Source organism: Nocardioides sp. NPDC054178, assembly GCF_055585005.1.
On the sequence record NZ_JBVJKY010000012.1, the window covers coordinates 1 to 20785 of the forward strand.

At 70.7% G+C, this 20785-nt stretch carries 26 protein-coding genes; 21 read left to right on the forward strand and 5 right to left on the reverse strand.

Annotated features, from left to right (window positions below; translation table 11 throughout):
• The 4 genes from ACZ6WN_RS29160 to ACZ6WN_RS29175 all read left to right on the forward strand — a co-directional run.
• Window positions 1–324: HNH endonuclease signature motif containing protein (locus ACZ6WN_RS29160; RefSeq protein ID WP_465869762.1), on the forward strand; the 324-nt coding region annotated here is incomplete at its 5' end.
• 67 nt (window positions 325–391) lie between these two features.
• Window positions 392–748, forward strand: coding sequence for an ArsR/SmtB family transcription factor (locus tag ACZ6WN_RS29165; protein ID WP_465869763.1), 357 nt, complete (start codon window positions 392–394; stop codon window positions 746–748).
• Window positions 745–1797, forward strand: a complete 1053-nt coding sequence (locus tag ACZ6WN_RS29170; protein ID WP_465869764.1) for a cation diffusion facilitator family transporter — start codon at window positions 745–747, stop codon at window positions 1795–1797. The genes ACZ6WN_RS29165 and ACZ6WN_RS29170 overlap by 4 nt, the downstream gene beginning before the upstream one ends.
• Before the next feature lie 15 nt (window positions 1798–1812).
• Entirely contained in the window at window positions 1813–2346 is a 534-nt protein-coding gene (locus tag ACZ6WN_RS29175) for a gamma carbonic anhydrase family protein (RefSeq protein WP_465869765.1), read from the forward strand.
• A 15-nt stretch (window positions 2347–2361) separates the two neighbouring features.
• Here the strand turns inward: ACZ6WN_RS29175 and ACZ6WN_RS29180 are convergent, their stop codons facing one another.
• The gene (locus ACZ6WN_RS29180; protein ID WP_465869766.1) at window positions 2362–2982 is read right to left on the reverse strand and encodes a hypothetical protein; all 621 of its coding nucleotides are present in this window, start codon (window positions 2980–2982) and stop codon (window positions 2362–2364) included.
• Window positions 2979–3233 (reverse strand): helix-turn-helix domain-containing protein, encoded by a 255-nt coding sequence (locus tag ACZ6WN_RS29185; protein ID WP_465869767.1) that lies wholly within the window; start codon window positions 3231–3233, stop codon window positions 2979–2981. Before ACZ6WN_RS29185 ends, ACZ6WN_RS29180 begins: the two co-directional genes overlap by 4 nt.
• A 106-nt stretch (window positions 3234–3339) precedes the next feature.
• Between ACZ6WN_RS29185 and ACZ6WN_RS29190 the strand changes: the two genes are divergently transcribed.
• From ACZ6WN_RS29190 to ACZ6WN_RS29205, 4 genes are all read left to right on the forward strand, one after another.
• Entirely contained in the window at window positions 3340–3603 is a 264-nt protein-coding gene (locus ACZ6WN_RS29190) for a phosphoribosyl-ATP diphosphatase (protein ID WP_008359350.1), read from the forward strand.
• A gap of 33 nt (window positions 3604–3636) precedes the next feature.
• On the forward strand, window positions 3637–4482 hold the full coding sequence (gene hisG / locus ACZ6WN_RS29195; protein WP_465869852.1) for an ATP phosphoribosyltransferase: 846 nt from the start codon (window positions 3637–3639) through the stop codon (window positions 4480–4482).
• 22 nt (window positions 4483–4504) lie between these two features.
• On the forward strand, window positions 4505–4933 hold the full coding sequence (locus ACZ6WN_RS29200) for a PH domain-containing protein (RefSeq protein ID WP_465869769.1): 429 nt from the start codon (window positions 4505–4507) through the stop codon (window positions 4931–4933).
• Between the two features lie 91 nt (window positions 4934–5024).
• Window positions 5025–6239 carry an SGNH/GDSL hydrolase family protein gene (locus ACZ6WN_RS29205; RefSeq protein WP_465869771.1) on the forward strand — a complete coding sequence of 405 codons (1215 nt, stop codon included), beginning with the start codon at window positions 5025–5027 and terminating at the stop codon, window positions 6237–6239.
• A gap of 10 nt (window positions 6240–6249) precedes the next feature.
• On the opposite strand, the gene ACZ6WN_RS29210 is transcribed toward ACZ6WN_RS29205, so the two are convergent.
• Complete coding sequence (locus tag ACZ6WN_RS29210; RefSeq protein ID WP_465869772.1) at window positions 6250–7152, reverse strand: aldose 1-epimerase family protein; 903 nt, start codon at window positions 7150–7152, stop codon at window positions 6250–6252.
• A gap of 60 nt (window positions 7153–7212) precedes the next feature.
• Here ACZ6WN_RS29210 and ACZ6WN_RS29215 point away from each other — a divergent pair, with 60 nt between their 5' ends.
• The 5 genes from ACZ6WN_RS29215 to ACZ6WN_RS29235 all read left to right on the forward strand — a co-directional run bounded on the left by ACZ6WN_RS29215 (window position 7213) and on the right by ACZ6WN_RS29235 (window position 12300).
• Window positions 7213–8088: a LysR family transcriptional regulator gene (locus tag ACZ6WN_RS29215; protein ID WP_465869773.1), complete on the forward strand. Its 876-nt coding sequence runs from the start codon at window positions 7213–7215 to the stop codon at window positions 8086–8088.
• Window positions 8089–8217: 129 nt separating this feature from the next.
• On the forward strand, window positions 8218–9174 hold the full coding sequence (locus ACZ6WN_RS29220; RefSeq protein ID WP_465869774.1) for an ABC transporter substrate-binding protein: 957 nt from the start codon (window positions 8218–8220) through the stop codon (window positions 9172–9174).
• On the forward strand, window positions 9174–10412 hold the full coding sequence (locus ACZ6WN_RS29225) for a quaternary amine ABC transporter ATP-binding protein (RefSeq protein WP_465869776.1): 1239 nt from the start codon (window positions 9174–9176) through the stop codon (window positions 10410–10412). Before ACZ6WN_RS29220 ends, ACZ6WN_RS29225 begins: the two co-directional genes overlap by 1 nt.
• Entirely contained in the window at window positions 10405–11307 is a 903-nt protein-coding gene (locus ACZ6WN_RS29230; RefSeq protein ID WP_465869778.1) for an ABC transporter permease, read from the forward strand. Before ACZ6WN_RS29225 ends, ACZ6WN_RS29230 begins: the two co-directional genes overlap by 8 nt.
• Window positions 11308–11352: 45 nt before the next feature.
• The gene (locus ACZ6WN_RS29235; protein WP_465869779.1) at window positions 11353–12300 is read left to right on the forward strand and encodes a TauD/TfdA dioxygenase family protein; all 948 of its coding nucleotides are present in this window, start codon (window positions 11353–11355) and stop codon (window positions 12298–12300) included.
• Window positions 12301–12333: 33 nt separating this feature from the next.
• Here the strand turns inward: ACZ6WN_RS29235 and ACZ6WN_RS29240 are convergent, their stop codons facing one another.
• Window positions 12334–12834, reverse strand: a complete 501-nt coding sequence (locus tag ACZ6WN_RS29240; RefSeq protein WP_465869780.1) for a nucleoside/nucleotide kinase family protein — start codon at window positions 12832–12834, stop codon at window positions 12334–12336.
• Window positions 12835–12878: 44 nt separating this feature from the next.
• Entirely contained in the window at window positions 12879–13343 is a 465-nt protein-coding gene (locus ACZ6WN_RS29245) for a hypothetical protein (RefSeq protein ID WP_465869782.1), read from the reverse strand.
• 89 nt (window positions 13344–13432) lie between these two features.
• Between ACZ6WN_RS29245 and ACZ6WN_RS29250 the strand changes: the two genes are divergently transcribed.
• From ACZ6WN_RS29250 to ACZ6WN_RS29285, 8 genes are all read left to right on the forward strand, one after another.
• Complete coding sequence (locus tag ACZ6WN_RS29250; RefSeq protein WP_465869783.1) at window positions 13433–13927, forward strand: SseB family protein; 495 nt, start codon at window positions 13433–13435, stop codon at window positions 13925–13927.
• 295 nt (window positions 13928–14222) lie between these two features.
• Window positions 14223–14966 (forward strand): translation initiation factor IF-3, encoded by a 744-nt coding sequence (gene infC, locus ACZ6WN_RS29255; protein ID WP_350713858.1) that lies wholly within the window; start codon window positions 14223–14225, stop codon window positions 14964–14966.
• A 67-nt stretch (window positions 14967–15033) separates the two neighbouring features.
• Window positions 15034–15246 (forward strand): large ribosomal subunit protein bL35, encoded by a 213-nt coding sequence (locus ACZ6WN_RS29260; protein ID WP_141804417.1) that lies wholly within the window; start codon window positions 15034–15036, stop codon window positions 15244–15246.
• A 48-nt stretch (window positions 15247–15294) separates the two neighbouring features.
• Complete coding sequence (rplT, locus tag ACZ6WN_RS29265) at window positions 15295–15678, forward strand: 50S ribosomal protein L20 (RefSeq protein ID WP_465869785.1); 384 nt, start codon at window positions 15295–15297, stop codon at window positions 15676–15678.
• Window positions 15679–15796: 118 nt separating this feature from the next.
• Window positions 15797–16540, forward strand: coding sequence for a TrmH family RNA methyltransferase (locus ACZ6WN_RS29270; protein WP_465869787.1), 744 nt, complete (start codon window positions 15797–15799; stop codon window positions 16538–16540).
• A gap of 794 nt (window positions 16541–17334) precedes the next feature.
• The gene (locus ACZ6WN_RS29275) at window positions 17335–18378 is read left to right on the forward strand and encodes a MerR family transcriptional regulator (RefSeq protein ID WP_465869789.1); all 1044 of its coding nucleotides are present in this window, start codon (window positions 17335–17337) and stop codon (window positions 18376–18378) included.
• Between the two features lie 2 nt (window positions 18379–18380).
• Window positions 18381–19568, forward strand: a complete 1188-nt coding sequence (locus ACZ6WN_RS29280) for an MFS transporter (protein WP_465869791.1) — start codon at window positions 18381–18383, stop codon at window positions 19566–19568.
• A gap of 173 nt (window positions 19569–19741) precedes the next feature.
• The gene (locus tag ACZ6WN_RS29285) at window positions 19742–20785 is read left to right on the forward strand and encodes a sensor histidine kinase (protein WP_465869792.1); all 1044 of its coding nucleotides are present in this window, start codon (window positions 19742–19744) and stop codon (window positions 20783–20785) included.

Consider the following 20785-nt stretch of genomic DNA (forward strand, 5'->3'; position numbering starts at 1 on the left):
CGTCTGGCCTGCGCCGCAGGCATCATCCCCGCCGTCCTCGACAGTGACTCCGAAGTCCTCGACCTCGGGCGCAAGGAACGCTTCTTCACCGCCGCCCAACGCCGCGCCCTCCTGCTCCGATCCGCAACCTGTGAGGCCGAAGGCTGCGACATCCCCGGCACGTGGGCCGAGGCCCACCACTGGCTCGCCTGGGCCCAAGGAGGTGCCACCGACCTCGACAACGCCGCCCTCCTCTGCTCCTGCCACCACCACCGCGCCCACGATTCGGCGTACCTCCACGAACGCCTCCCCAACGGCGACATCCGCTTCACTCGACGCAGATAGACCGACCTCCGCGAGAACACTCATCCGCCCCCAAAAAAGGGCCAGGCCATCGCGCTACAATTTGCGCATGCATGCAAATACGCAACCTCCGGTGTGGGGAGATGACGTGGTGACCCTCGCCGTCGAGGTGCTGCGGATGCTGGCCGATCCCACTCGGCTGCAGCTGGCGGGGCTGTTGCTGGATGAGGAGCGGTCCGTCTCGGAGCTCGCCTCGATGTTGGACAAGCCGGTGCCGGGGGTCTCGCAGCATCTGGCGAAGATGCGGATGGCGCGGCTGGTGACCACGCGGAAGGAGGGGACCTCGGTGCTCTACCGGGTCGAGAACGGCCACGTGCGCCAGCTGGTCCTCGACACGATCGGGCATGTGGAGCATCTGCTGGACCAGGTTCCGGCGCACCACCGATCCGCGGAGGAGTCGGCATGACCCACACGCTGCACGACCACCCGAGCGAGCATGCCGGCCACGGCCACGGCCACGGCCACGGTCACGAGCATGGGCACGAGCACAGCCATGCGCACGATGGCGGCTGGGCGCGGGTGAGGCACGCGGTCTCGGACGTCTTCGGGGCTCATTCCCACGATGCGGCGGACCAGGTCGACGAGGCGCTGGAGGCGGACGTACGGGGCCGGCGGGCGCTGTGGATCAGCCTCGGTGTCCTCGCGCTGACGGCGGCGCTGCAGGCGGTCGTCGTCGCCCTGACCGGGTCGGTGGCGCTGCTGGGCGACACGCTCCACAATGTCGCGGACGCGCTGACGGCGGTGCCGTTGCTCGTGGCGTTCTGGCTCGCGCGACGTCCGGCCAACGACCGGTTCACCTATGGGTACGGACGGGCGGAGGACCTTGCCGGGCTCTTCGTCGTCGCGATGATCGCGCTCTCCAGCATCCTGGCGGGCTGGGAGGCCGTCGACCGGCTCTTCCATCCGCGCCAGGTCGAGCACGTCTGGGCGGTCGCCGCCGCCGGTGTCGTCGGATTCCTCGGCAACGAGATCGTCGCGCGGTACCGGATCCGGGTGGGCCGTCAGATCGGCTCGGCCGCCCTGATCGCCGACGGGCTCCACGCGCGTACGGACGGCTTCACCTCGCTGGCCGTGGTCCTCGGCGCGGCCGGGGTCGCGCTCGGGATGCCGTGGGCCGACCCGGTGATCGGGCTGCTGATCGCGGTCGCGATCCTCGGCGTGCTGCGTTCGGCGCTCAAGCAGGTCGGCGCCCGGCTGATGGACGCGGTCACCCCCGAGGACGTCCGCAGAGCGCGGGAGGCGGTCGGCACCGTCGACGGCGTGCTCGAGGTCCGCAGCCTGCGGCTGCGGTGGATCGGGCACACCCTCCACGCCGACGGCGACATCACCGTGCCGGCCGACCTCGCGGTCTCCGCCGCGCACGACATCGCCCACCATGCCGAGGAGCACCTCCTGGAGGCGCTGCCGCGGCTGACCAGCGTCGTCCTCCACGTCAGTCCCGAGGGTACGCACTGACTAGGCTCTGCCCCGATGAACATCTTCGAGTTCGACGGCAAGAGTCCGCAGATCCATCCCGAGGCCTGGGTGGCGCCGACGGCGACGCTGATCGGTGACGTACGCCTCGGCCCGAACGCCAGCGTCTGGTACGGCGCGGTGCTCCGTGCCGACGTGGGGCCGATCATCATCGGCGAGGGCTCCAACGTGCAGGACAACTCCGTGCTGCACGTCCGCCCGGGGTCCTCCCTCGAGATGGGCCCGCACAGCACCGTCGCCCATGGCTGCGTGGTGCACGGCGACCGGATCGGGACCGGGTCGCTGATCGGCAACGGGGCGGTGGTCTCCGACTCGGTCGTGATCGGCGACGGCTGCCTGATCGCGGCCGGCGCGATGGTGGTCGAGGGGACCCAGGTGCCCGACCACAGCCTGGTGATGGGTGTGCCGGCCAAGATCCGCGGCACGATCGAGCCGGACACGAACCCGGCGGCGATCCTGGAGCTCAACGCCCCCGGTTACGTCGAGTTCATGAAGCTGCATCGTGCGACCGTACGCCGCATCCAACCCTGACCCTGAGGTCGAGGGTTACTCAGCCCCGCAGGCTACGCAGTGGATCGAGCCGACCCTGCGGTCGGCCTCGCAGGTGGTGCACGGCGCCAGCGTCTCGCGGCCGCAGCCCTCACAGTGCTTGCCGCGGACCGGGTAGCCGCAGTAGGGGCAGTCGCCCTTGCGGACGCGCATGGCCGGGATCCGCTTGGCCAGGAGCCGCTGGACGGCGACGAACACCCCGACGGTCGCCGCTGCGCCGAACAGCGACAGGATGAGCGGGCCGAAGTCGGCGTACTCGAAGGTGTAGTGGAAGGCGAAGACCAGGGCCATGATCACCCCGGTCGCGGCGAGCGCGAAGCCGAGCGGCAGGAAGCGGGAGCCGCTGCGGCGCAGCCGGTAGAGGACCCAGAATCCGACCACGCAGAGCAGGATGACGAAGCCGAGGCGGATGGTGATCTGCATCGCCTCGTGGCCGGGGATCTCGCACGCCGTCTCGCCGTTGTTGCACTGGTCCCAGTCCATGTAGAGCGGCCACCAGCCGGCGACCTTGACGTAGAACCAGACGGTGCCGACGAGCAGGAAGGCGGTCAGCGCGACCGCCAGGAACCGCTCGCTGCGGGTCGACTCGACCTCGTCGGCGGCGATAGGGGTCTTCATGGTGTGCTCCTGTGGGCTCGGGTGCGGGCGTGGAAGCCGACCTCGAGGCGGCAGTCGAGGGCGGCGGCCACCCGGAGGAGGGTGTCGATCTTGGGTGGGCGGGACCCGGACTCCAGCCGAGCGATCGCCGACTGCGTCGTCCCGCAGAGCTCGGCCAGCTCGCGCTGGGACAGGCCTCGCGCGACCCGGTGCTCGGTCACCTGGGCGGCGATGCCGACGTAGAACGCGGTGTCCCCGTCGTCGGTGCTCATGAATCGAAGATATCGCAGTCCTGCTATGGCTGTCGATAGCAGGACTGCTATCGATTCGGTGAGACGATTCGGGGGCCGGGTCGCGTACGGCCTAGGCTTGACGCTCGTGAAGACGTTCGACGAGCTCTGGGCCGAGCTGAGTGAGAAGGCCCGGACCCGACCTGAAGGATCCGGCACCGTGGCACAGCTCGACGCCGGGGTCCATGCGATCGGGAAGAAGCTGGTCGAGGAGGCCGCCGAGTCCTGGATGGCGGCCGAGTACGAGGGCAAGGAAGCGACCGCGGAGGAGATCTCCCAGCTGCTCTACCACGCCCAGGTGCTCATGCTCGCCAGCGGCATCTCGATCGACGACGTCTACTCACACCTGTAGGGATCACCCATGACTGAAACTTCCGCAGAGGGCATGCTCCGGATCGCCGTCCCCAACAAGGGCTCGCTGTCCGTCGCTGCCTCCGAGCTGCTGCGCGAGGCGGGCTACCGCCAGCGCGAGGACTCCAAGCGCCTGACCCTCATCGACGAGGAGAACGGCGTCGAGTTCTTCTACCTGCGCCCGCGCGACATCGCGCTCTACGTCGGCGAGGGCACCCTCGACATCGGCATCACCGGCCGCGACCTGCTCCTCGACTCCGGCGCCAAGGCCGACGAGGTCGTCGGGCTCGGCTTCGGTCGCTCGCGGTTCCACTTCGCCGGCCGCGCCGGCGACTTCACCTCGATCGAGGAGCTGCGCGGCAAGCGGATCGCGACCTCCTACGTCGGGGTCGTCTCGGCCTTCCTGGAGCGCGAGGGGATCGACGCGAGCGTCACCCGCCTCGACGGCGCGGTGGAGACCTCGATCCAGCTCGGTGTCGCCGACGCGATCGCCGACGTGGTCGAGACCGGCTCCACGATGCGCCAGGCCGGCCTGGAGATCTTCGGCGAGCCGATCATGCACTCCGAGGCGGTCGTGATCACGCGTTCGGGCGCCCAGCTGGGGGCTGCGTACGAGACCTTCCGCCGCCGCCTCGACGGCGTCCTGATCGCGCGCAGCTACGTGATGATGGACTACGACATCCGCGCCGAGTTCCTCGCCGAGGCCTCCGCGATGACGCCGGGTCTCGAGGGTCCGACGGTCAGCCCGCTGCACCGCGAGGGCTGGGTCGCCGTCCGCGCGATGGTGCCGAGCAAGGGCTCGCAGAAGCTGATGGACGACCTGTACGCCGTGGGTGCCCGCGCGATCCTGCTGACGGAGATCAATGCCTGCCGGATCTGAGCCCACCGCAGCGGAGCGTCCGGTGAAGTTGCCGCACACCTGGCGCCCGCTCGGGGCGCGCGTCATGGGCTGGTTCCTGGTGGCCGCTCTCGCGGTGATGTGCACGCTGGTCTGGGTCGGTTTCACCCCCGAGATCAAGGCCCAGGTCACCATGTTCGAACGGCTCACCTTCGGAGCCGTGGGGCTCGGGATCGTGACCTGCGTGTATGCGCTGACCCGGTCGCGGGTCGTCGCCCGCGCCGACGGCCTGACCGTGGTCAACGGCTTCAAGCGCCGCGACCTGGAGTGGGCCGAGGTGCTCGCGATCAACTTCCCCCGCGGCGCTCCGTGGCCCAACATCGACCTTGCGTCGGGCCACAACATCTCCGTGCTCGGCATCCAGGCCGCCGACGGCGGCTCGTCGAAGAGGGCCGTACGCACGCTGCGCACGCTGGCCGACGAGCTGTCCTAGCGGCGACCCGCCGGCGAACCGCCCACCACGCCTCGGAGAATCCTCGCCCGAACTGCTCATGGCGACGCCCGATGCGTCTTAGCGTGTCTGCGTGATCTCATGGACTCGGGCCATCGCTGTGCTGGCGGCCGCGCTCACCCTGGCCTCGACCGAGCCGGCCCAGGCCGCGCCGGTGCACCCGGTTGGCACCTGGGGTGCCTCGGCCGACGAGGTGGGTGGTGAGACCGGCGCCGCTGGTCTGGCGGACCGCTCGGTGCGCAACCTGGTGCACACCTCGCTGGGTGGCTCCGGCGTACGCATCTCCCTCTCCAACGCGTTCGGCGACCGTCCGGTGACCTTCGCCTCGGCGCACGTGGGCCTGGCGGGCGAGGGGGCCGCGGTGGTGTCCGGCACGAACCGGCCACTGACCTTCGACGGCGCCGAGGAAGTCACCGTCGCCCCCGGCACCGAGGTGCTCAGCGATCCGCTCGAGGCGACGGTGCCGGCCGATACGACGCTCGCGGTGAGCTTCCACGTGGTGGGCGAGAGTGGCCCGATCACCGGGCACGACGTGGCCACGCAGATCTCCTACGTCTCCGGGACCTCCGGTGCGGACGTGGCCGGCCAGGAGTCGGGTGCGGCCTTCACGACGCAGATCTCCCGCTGGTACTGGGTCGAGAGCGTCGTCGTCGAGAAGCCGCGCCGGGTCAAGACCACGGTCTTCTTCGGCGACTCGATCACCGACGGCAACGGCTCCACCGTCGGAGCCGACCGGCGCTACCCCGACGTGGTGGCGGACCGGGTGGCGGCGAGCTCGTACGCCGGCCGGTTCGGGGTGATGAACGAGGGCATCTCCGCCAACCGCGTCCTCACCGACGGGACCGGCGGCCAGCGCGCTCTGGACCGCTTCCGGCGCGACGTCCTGGACCAGCCCGGGGTCTCCACGGTCGTGCTGCTGGCGGGGATCAACGACATCCGCTGGGACGACGCCGACGACGCCTCCGACCTGATCGCGGCCTACCGCGACCTGATCGCGCAGGCGCACGCCGAGGACGTGTGCGTCGTCGGCGGCACCCTGACGCCCTACGAGGGTGGCAGCCGCTACACCCCTGCACGCGACCGGGTGCGGGTCGCGGTCAACGAGTGGATCCGGACCTCCGGCGAGTTCGACGGAGTCGTCGACTTCGACGCGGCCACGCGTGACCCCGAGCGGCCGGCGCGGTTCCTGCCCGCGTATGACTCCGGGGACCATCTCCACCCCGGCGACGCCGGCTACGCGGCGATGGCCGAGGCGTTCGACCTCTCGCTGCTGGAGTGCGACCTCTAGAGCGTGAGGGTCAGATCGCGGTGATGCCCCAGGTGACCTCGAGGCGCTCGTCGGGGGCGAGCGCGATCAGGTCGGTGCCGGAGTTGAACGCGTCCGGGGGAGCGGTCATCGGCTCGACGGCCAGACCGCCCCGCGCCGGCGACTGGTCGTCGGCGCTGTAGACCATCAGCCACGGGTGGCGCTCGTCGACCCAGAGCGCGACGCCTCCGTCGGGGCCCTGGATCGTGACCGTCGCCCGCCCGTCCTCGCCCCGGTCGAGATCGGTGAAGGCGTGGTCGAGGACGACATCGCCGATGGGCTTGGCGGAGGTGAAGTCATAGGCCGTCCCCGCCGTCGGCTCGCTCGTGGTGGGCAGCTTGCGCTCGGGGTCGGAGAGCAGGCGGGTCCGCGCCGGGAGGGTGAGCGTCCAGGCGTCGACCGGTCCGGCGCCCGCGGTGAGATAGGGGTGGGCGCCGACGGCGTAGGGCGCGGGGGAGTCGGCGTGGTTGGTCGCCGACTGGGTCACGGTGAGGCCGTCGGGCCCCACTGCGTACGTCACCTCGAGGTCGAGGGTCCAGGGGTAGCCGCTCTGCGCCATCAGCCGGGTGGCGAGGGTGATCGAGCTCTTCGCCTCCTCGATGGGCAGCCATTGCGCCCAGCGCACCAGCCCGTGGGAGGCGTTGTTGCGGGCGACCTCGGTGAGCCCGAGCTGATAGCTCTTCCCGCCGAACTCGTAGCGGCCGTCGCGGATCCGGTTGGGCCACGGCGCCAGCAGCTGGCCCTTGCCGCCCTTGGACTGGTCCTCGTCGCCGAACCCGGCGATGAGGTCGCGGCCCTGGTAGGACAGCAGCCGCAGCGACCCGCCACTCTCCGTCACCGTCGCGGAGTAGCCCCCGCCGTCGATCGTGAACTGCTCTCCACTCGGTCTCAGCACGCTCACAGGCTATCGAGGTGCCTGGGCCGTCCTGATGACCGGTCGGGTTAGCCTCGGGCCATGGAGCGACGACAGCTGGAGTTCTTCCTCGCGATCGCCGAGGCGGGCAGCTTCACCAGCGCCGCGGCACGGCTCCACGTGGCGCAGCCATCGTTGTCGTACGCCGTGCGAGGGCTCGAACGAGAGCTCGGCGGTCCGCTCTTCGAGCGCCACGGCAGGGGCGTGCGGCTCACCCCGGCGGGCTCGGCGCTGCTCGGTCCGGCGCGCCGGGTCGTACGTGGCTTCGAGCTCGCCGCGGGCGCGGTCCGGTCGGTCTCGGACGAGGGGTTCGGCCGGCTGCGGATCACCTCCAGCACGGTGTGGGCGGTCGAGCCGCTGGTGCCGGTGCTGGCCGAGTTCCGGCGGATCCAGCCGGCCGCGCAGGTGGTCGTCACCGACCCGCAGCACCGCTCGGACGTCCTGGACCAGGTGCGCAAGGGCGAGGCCGACGTGGGTCTGATCGACGGGGCGCCGCCGCACGGCCCCTTCGGCTCGCACCGGCTCGCCGAGCACGAGCTGGTGGCGGTGCTGCCGCCCTCGGGCGAGGCACCGGAGGAGGTCCGGATCGAGGAGCTCGCCGAGGTCGGCCTGATCGCGACGCCGGCGGGCACGGCGCTGCGTACGTTCCTGGATGCCCGGCTCGAAGCCGCGGGCCTGCCCACGGAGGTCGCCATCGAGACGGCCCACGTCGCCTCGATCATCCCGCTGGTGATGGCCCGCGCCGGGGTGGCGGTGCTGACCGAGGGCATGGCCGGTGCGGCGTCGCGGGCCGGGGCACAGGTCGTGGCGCTGACCCCGGTGGCGCGGGTGAGCGTGTCGGCCGTGTGGCTGGAGGAGCGCGGTGACGCGCTGGTCGAGCAGTTCGTGGCGCTGGCCCAAGAGCTCACCGACTCCTAGCCGAGCCATAGAGAGGATCTATCGCAGCATCTCGATCCTGGTCTTGCTCACTGCCCGGACGTGCTGGAATACCCAGAAGGTGAATGTCTAGTGTGTTAGACATATATGAACCGATTGGATGGAGCACGCATGCGCCGCCCCCCACGTCTGGCTGTGGCCGCCCTCGCCATCGCGGCGACAGCCGGCACCCTGACCGCCTGCACGACCGCCAGCGAGCGTGACGGCTTCGCCCAGAGCGACTCCGGCGGAGCCGAGGACTCGGTGGTCCTCGCCGAGCAGCCGTGGGTCGACCTCCAGGTCGAGAACGAGATCGCCGTACAGATCCTCCAGGAGCTCGGCTACGACGCGAGCATCAAGAAGAACCTGTCCGTCGAGAACGCGGCGACCGCCGTCTCCTCGGGCCAGATCGACGCCTACCTCGGCAACTGGTGGCCCTCCCAGGAGCCCAGCTTCGGCGACCCCATCGACTCCGGCGACGTCGAGGTTCTCTCCACGATCGTGAAGGGCACCGAGTACGCCCCGGCCGTCCCCGGCGACGTCGCCGAGAAGCTCGGGATCGAGTCGCTGGCCGACCTCGATGCCAACGCCGCGAGGTTCGGGAAGAAGATCTACGGCATCGAGGCCGGCTCCCCGGGCAACGAGACGATCCAGAAGGCGATCGACGAGGACGCGTACGGGCTGGGGGACTGGAAGCTTGTCGCCAGCGGCACCCCGGCCATGCTCGCCCAGGTCGAGAAGTCGCAGAAGGCCGGCCAGCCGATCGTGTTCCTCGGCTGGAGCCCGCACTGGATGACGGTGCAGTTCGACGCCGTCTTCCTCGAGGACCCGGACAAGGTCTGGGGCGGCGCCGGTGAGATCCGCACCGTCACCCGCAAGGGGTTCGAGGACGACAACCCGGAGATCGCCGAGCTCCTCTCCCACCTGACCTTCACGACCGACGAGGCCGGGCAGTTCTACTACGACCACGACAAGTCCGGCAAGGAGCTCGCCGACATCGCCGAGGCGTGGATCGACGACAACCCCGAGAAGGTCGCCGAGTTCCTCGACGGGGTCGAGGATGCCGACGGCGAGAAGGCGGAGATCTGATGAGCGAGACGAACGAGACGACCAGGCCCGCGATCGTCGGACGCGGCCTGAGCAAGGTCTACGGCCTCGGCAGGAGGCAGGCCGAGAAGGCACTGGCAGCCGAGGACCCGCGTGCGGCGGCCGCCGCAGCGGGCGGCTACCTCGGTGCCCACGAGATCGACTTCGAGATCGCCACGGGCGAGATGTTCGTCGTCATGGGCCTCTCGGGCTCCGGCAAGTCGACCGTGCTGCGGATGATCAACCGGCTCAACGAGCCCAGCGCCGGCGAGCTCCTGATCGACGGCGAGGACATCACCAAGGTCTCCGACCAGCGGCTGCGCGAGCTCCGTAACAACGGCATCGGGATGGTCTTCCAGCACTTCTCGCTCTTCCCGCACCGGACGGTGCGGGAGAACGCGGCGTACGGCCTGAAGGTACGCGGCGTCGCGAAGCAGGAGCGTCTGGAGAAGGCCGACGCCGCCCTCGACCGGGTCGGCCTGGGCGGGCGCGGCGACAAGCTCCCGCAGGAGCTCTCCGGCGGCATGCGGCAGCGGGTCGGGCTGGCCCGGGCGCTGGCCGTGGACCCGCCGATCCTGCTGATGGACGAGCCGTTCTCCGCGCTCGACCCACTGATCCGGCGTGACATGCAGGACCTGCTCGTCGAGCTCCAGGCCCAGGACCAGCGCACGACGGTCTTCGTCACCCACGACCTCAACGAGGCGATGCGGATCGGTGACCGGGTGATGGTGATGCGCGAGGGCCGGGTCATACAGCTCGCTCCCGGTCCCGAGATCGTGGCCCATCCGGCCGACGACTACGTCAGCGAGTTCGTCTCCGACGTGGACCGCGCCCGGGTGCTCAGCGCCTCCGACCTCGTGCGGCCGCCGCGGCTCGTCCTCGATGAGGCGACCAGCCGCGCCGACGCGCTCACCAGGCTCGGCGAGAACGAGGTCACCGGTGCCTTCGTGACCGACGCCGAGGATCGGCTGCTCGGGGTCGTGACCGCCGACCGGGTCGCCGACCTGAGCACCGACGAGAGCCTGCGCGAAGCGCTCGGAGAGCCCTACGAGCAGGTCGCGCCCGACGACGTCGTCGGTGACTTCATGCAGCTCGCCGGACGCCAGGTGGTGCCGGTGACCGTGCTCGACGACGACGGACGGATCGTCGGGGTCGTGCCTCGGGCCGCGATCCTCTCGGCCCTGTCCACCGCCAACGGCGCGAGCGCCGACACCGAGACCAAGGAGGTGGCCCATGCCTGACCTTCACATCGGCGACCTCGGTGAGGACGTCATCAACTTCCTCACCGACAACCTCGGACCGTTCTTCGACGGCATCAAGGAGGCGCTCAACTTCCTGCTCCGGATGGTCTACAACGTGCTCGGCGGGCTGCCGCCGGTGGCGATGATCGTCGTGCTCGCGGTGATCGCGCTCCTGGTGACCCGCCAGGTCGTCCTGACCCTGGTGCTGACCGTCGGGCTGCTCCTGATCGAGTCGATGGACCTGTGGTACGAGACGATGCAGACCACCACCTCGGTGCTCGTCGCGACGTTCGTCGCGCTGGTGATCGGCATCCCGCTGGGCATCTGGTCGGCCTTCTCGCCACCGCTGCGAGCGGCGCTGCGGCCGGTGCTGGACCTGATGCAGACCCTGCCGGTCTTCGTCTACCTGCTGCCGACGATCCTCTTCTTCGGCGTCGGCGACGCGCCCGGTCTGGTCGCCACGATCGTCTTCGCACTGCCGCCCGCGGTCCGGCTCACCCAGCTCGGGATCAACCAGGTCGACGCCGAGACCGTCGAGGCGGCCGCCGCCTTCGGCGCGGGCCGCTGGGAGATCCTGCGCGAGGTCCAGCTGCCGCTGGCGCGCGAGTCGATCATGACAGGTGTGAACCAGGTGATCATGCTGGCTCTCTCGATGGTCGTCGTGGCCGGTCTGGTCGGCGGCTCCGGCCTCGGCGGCGTGGTCGTCAACGCGGTCCAGGGCCTGCAGATCGGTGCCTCGATCGAAGGCGGTCTGGCGGTCGTCGTCATCGCGATCTACCTCGACCGCGTCTCGGCCGCGCTCGGCGGCCAGCGTGGCCTGGTGCCGTCGTGGTGGCCGAAGCTCGGCCGCGGTGCCCGCGCAAAGACCCCGCAGCCCGAGCTCACCCCCGCCTGAAGCCGGCATGCCTGAGCTGACATCCCTGATCGGAGGAGAACGACCGTGACCATCACCGAGCTGCACCGCCCCGCGGACGTCGTCGAGACGTCCTCGGGCGTGCGGATCCGCCGCGCCGGCGCCCGGATCGGCGCCGTCATCGAGGGCCTGCACCTGGCCGAGGCCGACGACACCCAGATCCAGGACGTACGCAATGCCCTGCTGCGTCACAAGGTGCTCTTCTTCCGGGGCCAGGACGGGCTCACCGACGAGGAGCAGAGCGCCTTCGCGGCCCGGTTCGGTGAGCTGACGACCGCTCACCCGACCGTCAACACCGGCTCCGGGCGGGTGCTGCGGGTCACCGCCAACGCGGGCATGGCGGCCAACGCCTGGCACACCGACGTCACGTTCGTGGACCGGGTCCCGGCGATCTCGGTGCTGCGCGCGGTCACCCTGCCGCCCTACGGCGGGACCACGATCTGGGCGAACACCGCAGCCGCCTACGACCGGCTTCCGACGCCGCTGAAGGCGCTGGCCGACGCGCTCTGGGCGGTGCACACCAACTCCTACGACTACGCCCAGCGCGACGAGGAGCACGAGCAGCCCGACGCCAACTACTCCCGCGACGACTTCGCCTCGATCCACTTCGAGACCCGGCACCCGGTCGTCCGTGTCCACCCCGAGACGGGGGAGCGGTCCCTCGTGCTCGGTTCGTTCGTGAAGGAGTTCGACGGGCTCACCTCGACCGAGTCGATCCACCTGTTCAACCTGCTCCAGGACCGGGTCACCAAGCTCGAGAACACCATCCGCTGGGCCTGGCAGCCCGGCGACGTGGCGATGTGGGACAACCGTGCCACCCAGCACTACGCGGTCGCGGACTTCGACCACCACCCGCGCGAGATGCGCCGGGTCACGGTCGCGGGTGACGTACCGGTCTCGGTCGACGGGCGGCGCTCGGAGGTGCTCCAGGGTGACGCGCGGGCCTACTCGCGCCTGGACGAGCTCATCTCCTGACCCCGCTGGTCGAGCCCATGACCAGCGGGGGACCTAGGTCATGACGACCACGTCGGCGCGGGCGGCGGTCCGGTCTAGGGCGAAGTGGCCGGTCTCGGCAGCGGCCCAGGCGTCCCAGTGGGGTCCGAAGGTGTCGCCGTCGCGGTCGATGCCGCGTCGCTTGCGCTCCTCCTCGGGTGCGTCGACCCAGGCGAGAGCGGTGCGGAAGCCGTCGTACACCGCGGCGCCGCTGCCGACCCCCTCGATCACGAGCAGTGGGCTCGGCGGGACCAGGACGGTCTCGGCGTAGGCGCCTCGGTGCCAGTCGTAGCGGCGGTAGGAGCCGGGGGCGCCCTCGACGAGGGGGAGCAGGACGGTCTCGAGCTGGGCGATGCCGTCTGCGAGGCCGTCCCAGCCGGCGTAGAGATCGTCCATGTGGATCACCGGTGCCTGGGTCATCTCGGCCAGGGCGCCGGCCAGGGTCGTCTTGCCCGAGCCGGCGGGGCCGTCGATGCAGATCAGCCGGCCCGGGCCGAGCGTGGCCGGGCGGCTCATCGCGATCGTGAGGAGATCGGCGGCAGCGGGGGAGTCGGTCGAGGTCAGGAGATGCCGTACTTCTTCAAGATGTCGTTGACGTCGGCCATGTCGTCGTCATCGTCGTCGACCACCGGGCCCTTGGTCGTCCGCGGAGCCGTGACCGAGGCCGGGCCGGACGAGCCGGCGGGCGCGCCACCGGCCGACGCCTTCCGGGCTGCCCGGCTCGGCCTCTCCTTGGCGGGCAGGAGCCGGGAGACGAAGATCAGCACGATCGCGAGCGCGGCGATGCCGAACCCGATCCACACGGTCGGGCTGAAGACCAGGCGCGCGGCCCAGTCGGCGATCGCGTCGACGATCCTGCCGCCGGCGCGGAGCAGGCCGGTCAGGTAGGCCGCCGGGGCGAGCAGCGTCCACCCGAGCGCCCTCGCGCCGGCCCCGAGGCCACGCCGTCGGAACGCGACCCAGGTCCAGATCGCCCCCAGAACGGTGAGCGCTGCGGCTAGTGCGAGGTAGGCGCCTTGGTCCATGCTCCACAGTCTTCCACCGTCCCGGTCGCCTGGCACCCGGACTGTCCCCGATATCGGCCCTGATCTTCGGCTGAGGTTCAATGGAGCCGATGAACGACAAGCGACTCCTCGGCACTGCGTTTCCCGGCGACACCGGCGAGACGAGCCCCGAGGTCGCGTCCGTGATGCGGTCCTACGCCGCGGGCCGGGCGACCCACGCCGACGTGCTCACCGCGCTCGCCTCCGCCCGGGTGCTCGTCCCGGTCGTCGCGGTGCTGGGCGAGGTGGAGGTCGACGAGGCCGGCCTCGCCCACGACAAGACCTCCGACATGGCGACCGTGCTGCTCACCGGAGCTGACGGCCGGCAGGCGCTGCTCGGTTTCACGGGCACGGCGCCGCTGCAGGCGTGGCAGGCCGACGCCCGTCCGGTGCCGGTCTCGCTGCGCGACGCGGCCCAGGCCGCCGTCCACGACGGCGCCGATGCGCTGGTGCTCGATCTCGCCGGCCCGGTCCCGTTCGCGATCGAGGGCGATGACCTGCACAAGGTGGCCGAGGGCTGGCAGCTGGCGACCGTCGGGCCGCGTACGGCCTGGGTCCGACCCTGAGGCTGTGCTCGACCAGGATTGGGCACCGCGGGGAATGTTGCAGTAGTGTTCCGTGTTGACCGATCAGCCGACGTACGCCGTCGGTTTGATCCAACAAGCGGAGATCACGACAGCGTTCTCCCACCCGCATCGACCGCCCAGCAACAGAGGTCGTCGGGTCCGGTCCCGAAGACAGTGCCCGTGAATTTCGCGGGTCGATGGATTCGGTGGTGCGAGCCCGAACGTGGGTGAGCGTCTTGACTGGCTTCCGCTTGTGACTATCCAGCGGAAGCCTTTTTTGATTTCCGGACCGCTCGTGCACGCGGCCCGGAAGCCAAGATCCAGAGCCTCCGCAGCCACAACAACTGGAGGACACATCAGCACTGAGCTTCGTATCAACGACCGGATCCGGGTTCCCGAGGTCCGCCTCGTTGGTCCCAACGGAGAGACGGTCGGCATCGTGCCGACCCCTGACGCGCTGCGCCTGGCCCAGGAGGCCGACCTCGACCTGGTCGAGATCGCCCCGCAGGGCAAGCCGCCGGTCTGCAAGCTCATGGACTACGGGAAGTTCAAGTACGAGAACGCCCAGAAGGCCCGTGAAGCCCGTCGAAACCAGACGAACGTGATCATCAAGGAGATGAAGCTTCGTCCGAAGATCGACAAGCACGACTACGAGACCAAGAAGGGTCACGTCGTGCGGTTCCTCAACGCTGGGGACAAGGTCAAGATCACGATCATGTTCCGCGGTCGTGAGCAGCACCGTCCCGAGCTCGGCTTCCGTCTGCTGCAGCAGCTGGCCGACGACGTCCAGGAGCTGGGCTTCGTCGAGTCCTCGCCGAAGCAGGACGGCCGCAACATGATCATGGTGCTCGGCCCCCACAAGAAGAAGGCCGACGCCAAGGTCGAGGCCAAGGAGGCCAAGGAGGAGAAGGCCGCCGAGCGCGCCGCCGACGAGGCCGCCGAGAAGGCGGAGCGTACGGCTGCGAACGCTGCCCGTCCCGCCTCCACCCCGAAGCCCAAGCGTCGCTCGGAGAACCTCGACCCCGACATCGACCTCTGAGTCGATCCACTGACTTCCGCCGCCGCGGCGCCCCGTGACCGGCCGGACGACGAGAGAAGGAAGAACTATGCCGAAGAACAAGACCCACTCCGGTTCCAAGAAGCGCTTCAAGGTGACCGGTTCCGGGAAGATCCAGCGCCTGCAGGCCGGCCGCAAGTCCGGCGCTGCGTTCGCCTCTGCGCCGACCACCGGCTCGCGCAAGAAGCACCGCCGCAACGCCGGTCTGGTGGAGCTCGCCCCCGCCGACGTCAAGCGCGCGAAGAAGCTGCTCGGTCTCTGAGACCGCTGATCACCCGAACTTTCACCAAAGCATTCAAGGAGCACTGAAATGGCACGCGTCAAGCGCGCAGTGAACGCTGCGAAGAAGCGTCGCACCACCCTCGAGCGGGCCTCCGGTTACCGTGGCCAGCGCTCGCGCCTCTACCGCAAGGCGAAGGAGCAGGTCACCCACTCGCTGGTCTACTCCTACAACGACCGCCGCAAGAACAAGGGCAACTTCCGCAAGCTGTGGATCCAGCGGATCAACGCCGCCGCGCGTGCCGAGGGCATGACCTACAACCGCTTCATCCAGGGCCTCAACCTGGCCGGCATCGAGGTCGACCGCAAGATCCTCGCCGACCTCGCCGTCAACGACGTGGCCGCGTTCAACGCGATCGTCGCCCAGGCCAAGGCCGCCCTGCCGGAGGACGTCAACGCCCCGGCGAACGCCTGAGCCTGACTCCGATCGTGGGAGTCTTGGTGTCACCTGGTGACACCAAGACTCCCACGTTCCATTTGTCGACCTACTCGATCACGGGGTGAGTGATTTGCTGTCGTCGGGGAACTCCCGCTTGAAAGAGATCCGCAAGCTCGGCCGCCGTTCGGTTCGTGCGGAGCGAGGGCTCTTCCTGGCCGACGGGCCGAAGGCGGTCGAGGGTGCGCTCGGCGTGAGCGGTTGCGTGCAGGAGATCTTCGCCACCGAGGCGGGAGCCGAGGCGTACGCCTCCGTGCTGGCCGATCAGCCGGTCACGCTGGTCGAGGACCGCGCCATGGCCGGGCTGTCCGACTCGGTCACGCCCGCCGGTGTCGTGGCACTGTGCCGCTTCCTGGACGTCCCGCTCGCTGACATCGCTGGTCCGCTCGTGGTCATCTGTGCGGACGTACGCGATCCCGGCAACGCCGGCACCGTCATCCGCTGCGCCGACGCCGCCGGTGCGTCCGGAGTGATCCTGGCCGGCGACTCGGTCGACCTCTACAACCCCAAGACCATCCGGGCCTCGGTCGGCTCCGCCTTCCACCTCCCGATCGCCGTCGCGCGCGACCCCGTGGCCGCGGTCAAGGCCGCCAAGGCAGCCGGCCTGACCGTCCTGGCCGCAGACATGCACGGCACCGCCGACCTCTTCACCGCCGACGAGCTCCTCGCCCGGCCCACCGCCTGGTTGATGGGCAACGAGGCCTGGGGCCTCCCACCGCACCTGGCTGCCGAGGCCGACGAGATCGTGAGCATCCCGATCTTCGGCAAGGCCGAGTCGCTCAACCTCTCCACCGCCGCCGCTCTCTGCGTCTACGCCTCGGCGCGGGCGCAGCGTGCGTGAGCGCTCACCGAGCGAGTCCCGATCAGCCGAGAAGTCAGCCGCGTCGTCCGAGAAGTCAGCCGCGTCGTCCGAGAAGTCAGCCGCGTCGGCCGAGGAGTCAGCCGCGTCGGCCGAGAGGTCACCCCGGTCGGTCGAGAGGTCAGCCCCGTTGGCCGAGAGGTCAGCCCCGTTGGCCGAGAGGTCACCCCGGTCGGTCGAGAGGTCAGCCCCGTTGGCCGAGAGGTCACCCCGGTCGGCCGAGGCGTCACTTCGGTCGCCCAAGGCGTCACGTACGTCGTGCGAGGCGTCACCCCGGTCGGCCGAGGCGTCACTCGCGTCGGCCGAGTGCGTACGCGGTGACGTTTGGACCGACGTGCGTGACGCCTCGGCCGACCGGGGTGACGTCTGGACGGACGTACGCGACGCCTCGGCCGCCGGGGGTGACTTCTCGACCGACCCGACTGGGCTGGCCTCTCGGCCGACCGGGGTGATGCCTCGACAGACGCGAGTGACTCCTCGGCCAACGTACGCGACCCCTCGGCTGACCGGGGTGACGCCTCGCGCGACGTACGTGACGCCTCGGTCGGCAGGGGTGACGTCTCGCGCGGCGTACGTGAGGTTTCGGGCAACGGGCATGACTCCTCGGCCAACGTACGCGACCCCTCGGGCGACCGGAGTGACGCCTCGCGCGACGTGCGTGACGCCTCGACCGACGGGGGTGACGCCTCGGCCGACGGGGGTGACCTCTCGGCCGACGTACGTGACGCCTCGGCGGGGCTTGACCTTCATCTCACCTGAAGGACGATGGTTTCGGCATGGATGAGCCACTGTTGACGATCGGGGCGTTCGCGCGGGCCGTGGGGCTGAGCGCGAGCGCGCTGCGTCATTACGACGAGTGCGGGTTGCTGGTGCCGGCGGAGGTCGACTCGGGGACGGGTTATCGCTATTACACGCCCGAGCTGGCCGACCGGGCACGGCTGATCGTGGGCATGCGCGAGGCGGGGGTCCCGATCGAGACGATGCGGGTGGTGCTCGACTCGCCGGCCGGCGAGGCCCGGGCGGCGCTGGCGGAGTTCGTCGAGGACCAGAGTGCGCGCACGGCGCGGGCCGAGGAGGCCGTACGCGGTGTGCTGGCCGTCGTCGACGCCGGCCCTGCCGCCAGGCCGGCGCTCGTCGAGCTCCCCGGTCCCGTGCTGGCCGCGGCGATCCGGCAGGTGCGGCATGCGGCCGAGTCCGAGCCGGCCTCCGAGCTCGCCTCCGTCCTCATCGATGTCGGCGGCCCCGGCGTGGACGTCGTGGCCACCAACCGCTACTGGATGGCGGTGCGCGAGCTGCCGGCGGCCGCCGAGGGCGACGGTGGCCGCGCGGTCCTGTCCCTGCCCGACGCGGCCGCGCTGGCCGACCGACTCGACGCGATCACCACCGCTGAGCTGCGCATCGCCGACGGCACCCTCACCCTCGCCGGGCAGGAGCTGGGCCGTGACACCACCTACCCGGCGCACCGGCTGGTGCTGGCGGGGCTGGAGCCGGCCGTCACCCGCGCGGTGCTCACCAAGGCGGACCTGCTCGCCGGCCTCGACGTGGCCGCCTACGCCGAGGTCGACCTCTTCCTCGGCGACCAGACGCGACTGCGTTCGCCGCACACAGCCGAGCAGAGCGACGTACGCGGCGTGGTGACCGGCCCACCGACCCGCCTCCGGCTCGGCACGGCCCTGTTCGGCCGCGCCCTGGCAGCGTGCCTGGGGGCGGAGATCCAGCTGGCGGTGACCGCACCGGACCGGCCGGTGGTGGTGACCTCGCCCTACCAGCCCGGGTTCACCGCGCTGGTCATGCCGGTGCGCCACGACCCGGCGAGCTGAGGATGGGACGGCTCGCAGGCTGGGGGTTCCGCCCCTGGCTGGCAGCGTCGACCGCATCGGTCTTCGGTGACTCGGTGACCTTCTTCGCGGTCGGCTGGGCGGCGGCGGGTTTCGGTGCCGACGCGGCCAGCCTGGTGCTGACGATCGAGGGCATCCCGTTGGCGGTGCTGGTGCTTGCCGGGGGAGTGCTGGCCGACCGGATCGGGATCCGGCGGACGATGGCGGCGTGCGACGCCGCGATGGTGCTGGTCATGGCCGCGTTCGCCGTCGGGGCGATCGACGGCGCGGGACTGTGGCTGCTGGTCGCGGTCGGTGCCCTCTCGGGCACGATCCAGGCGCTGCGCCGACCCGCTGAAGGAGTCTTCCCGCGGCTGTTCGGGGCCGAGGACCTGGACCGCCGGATGGCGCTGGTCGGCTCGGCCCACCAGATCGCCCGCACCGCGGGACCCGCGGCCGGCGGCTTCCTGATCGGTCACGGCGGGCTGCCGCTGACCGCCGGACTGGACGCGGCGACCTTCGCCGTCGTGCTCGTCGCTCTGCTCCTCGTCAGACCGCCGCACGAGCCGGCACCCGAGCCCGGCCAGGGCTCGGTCTGGCGCAGCCTGGTCGACGGTGCCGAGGCCGCGCGACGAACGCCCGGTGTCGTCCCGGTCCTGGTCGCCATCACCGGACTCGCCGCGACGGTGCTCCCGCTGGTCATGCTCGCGCTGCCGCTCGCCGGTCGCGAACGCGGCTGGACGGCGGCCGAGACGGGTCTCGTCTCGGGTGCCTGGGTGGCCGGGGGACTGCTGATGACCCTCACCGTCGCCCGCTGGGGCGCGCCGCGCGCGCCGGTCGCGGTCGCCGGCCCCGTGATCGCCGCCGGCGGGGTCGTCCTGCTGGCGGTGCGTACCGAGATCGGGGCGGGGATCCTCGCGGTCGGCCTCGTCGGCGTCGGCACCACCATGCTGACCAGCTACCTGCTCCCGGCCTATGTCGCCCGCACCCCGCCGGAGATGCTCGCCCGGTTCTCGAGCCTGACCCAGCTGGCCCAGACGGGCCCGGTCCTGCTCGCGACTCCGCTGCTGGGCGTGGCGGCCGGGGTCGACGTACGGCTGGCCCTTGCCGTCATCGCCGGGCTGCTCCTGGCCACCGTGCCCGCCGCCGTCCGGGTCGCGCGGCTGCCCGAGTCGATAACCCAGCGGGTCTGATACACCGAAGGCAGACGCCGCGCCACGAGCTGGAGTCGCTGGGCGTTACGTGATCGGGGATGCGTACGCCGACATGATCGCCTTCGACAACGACCCGGTGCCGATCATGCTGCCGCCCAGCAATCGGCCCGAGTAGCGGTCCCGGAGCGGCCATGTCGGTCTAGGGTGTCGGCGTGGACGCCAGAGAACTCGCCGATGCCCTGCCCGACGGTGTCGTCGTCGCCGACGGGGATGGTGTGGTCGTCCTGGTCTCTGCCCTGGCCGGGCGCATGCTCGGGGTGGACCCCGACGCGAGTCTCGGCCGGCCGCTGGGTGACGTACTCACGCTGAGCAACCCCGAAGGCCACACCTGGACCAAGGTCAACCGGCCCTACGAGACCCTGCCGACCGTGACCGGGACCCCCGAGCAGGCGTGGCTGCTGCCCGACGGCACCGAGGTGCTGGTCGTCTCGACGATCCGGCGCCCGGCCCTGGACGCCGCCGTCGACCAGGTCTCGATCTCGCTGCGTTCGGGCCGCGGCCGCAAGCGCCTGGACCGGGAGCGTTCCGACCTGGTCGCCACCGTCGCCCACGAGCTCCGCTCGCCGCTGACTGGCGTCAAGGGCTTCGTGCAGGCGCTCCTGAACCGGTGGGACAAGCTCAACGACGATCAGAAGAAGCTGATGCTCAGGACGGTCGCCTCCGACTCCGACCGGCTCTCCAGGCTGATCGCCGAGCTCCTCGACGTCGCCCGGATCGACACCGGCCGGCTCCAGCTCTACCCGCGCCCCAGCGACGCGACGGTGCTGGTCACCCGCGTGGTCGAGTCGGTGCGCTCGGCGACCTCGCGGCCGATCGAGCTCGACATCTCGGCCGATCCCGACGACCTCGAGATCCACGCCGACCCGGACAAGTTCACCCAGGTCGTCACCAACCTCGTCGAGAACGCCGTACGTCACGGCGACGGCGTCGTCACCGTGAGCCTGGGTCTGTGGCCCGATGACCCCGACCAGGTCCTGCTGGTCGTCGAGGACCACGGCGAGGGCATCCCGGCCGAGCTGCGCCAGCGCGTCTTCACGAAGTTCTGGAAGCACGGCGCCCGCGGCGGCTCCGGCCTGGGCCTCTACATCGTGGGCGGCCTCACCCGCGCCCACAGCGGCTCGGTCAAGATCGCCGACGCCGACGGCGGCGGGGCTCGCATCGAGGTCGGCTGGCCCCGGAACCCGCCGTCGGCCTGA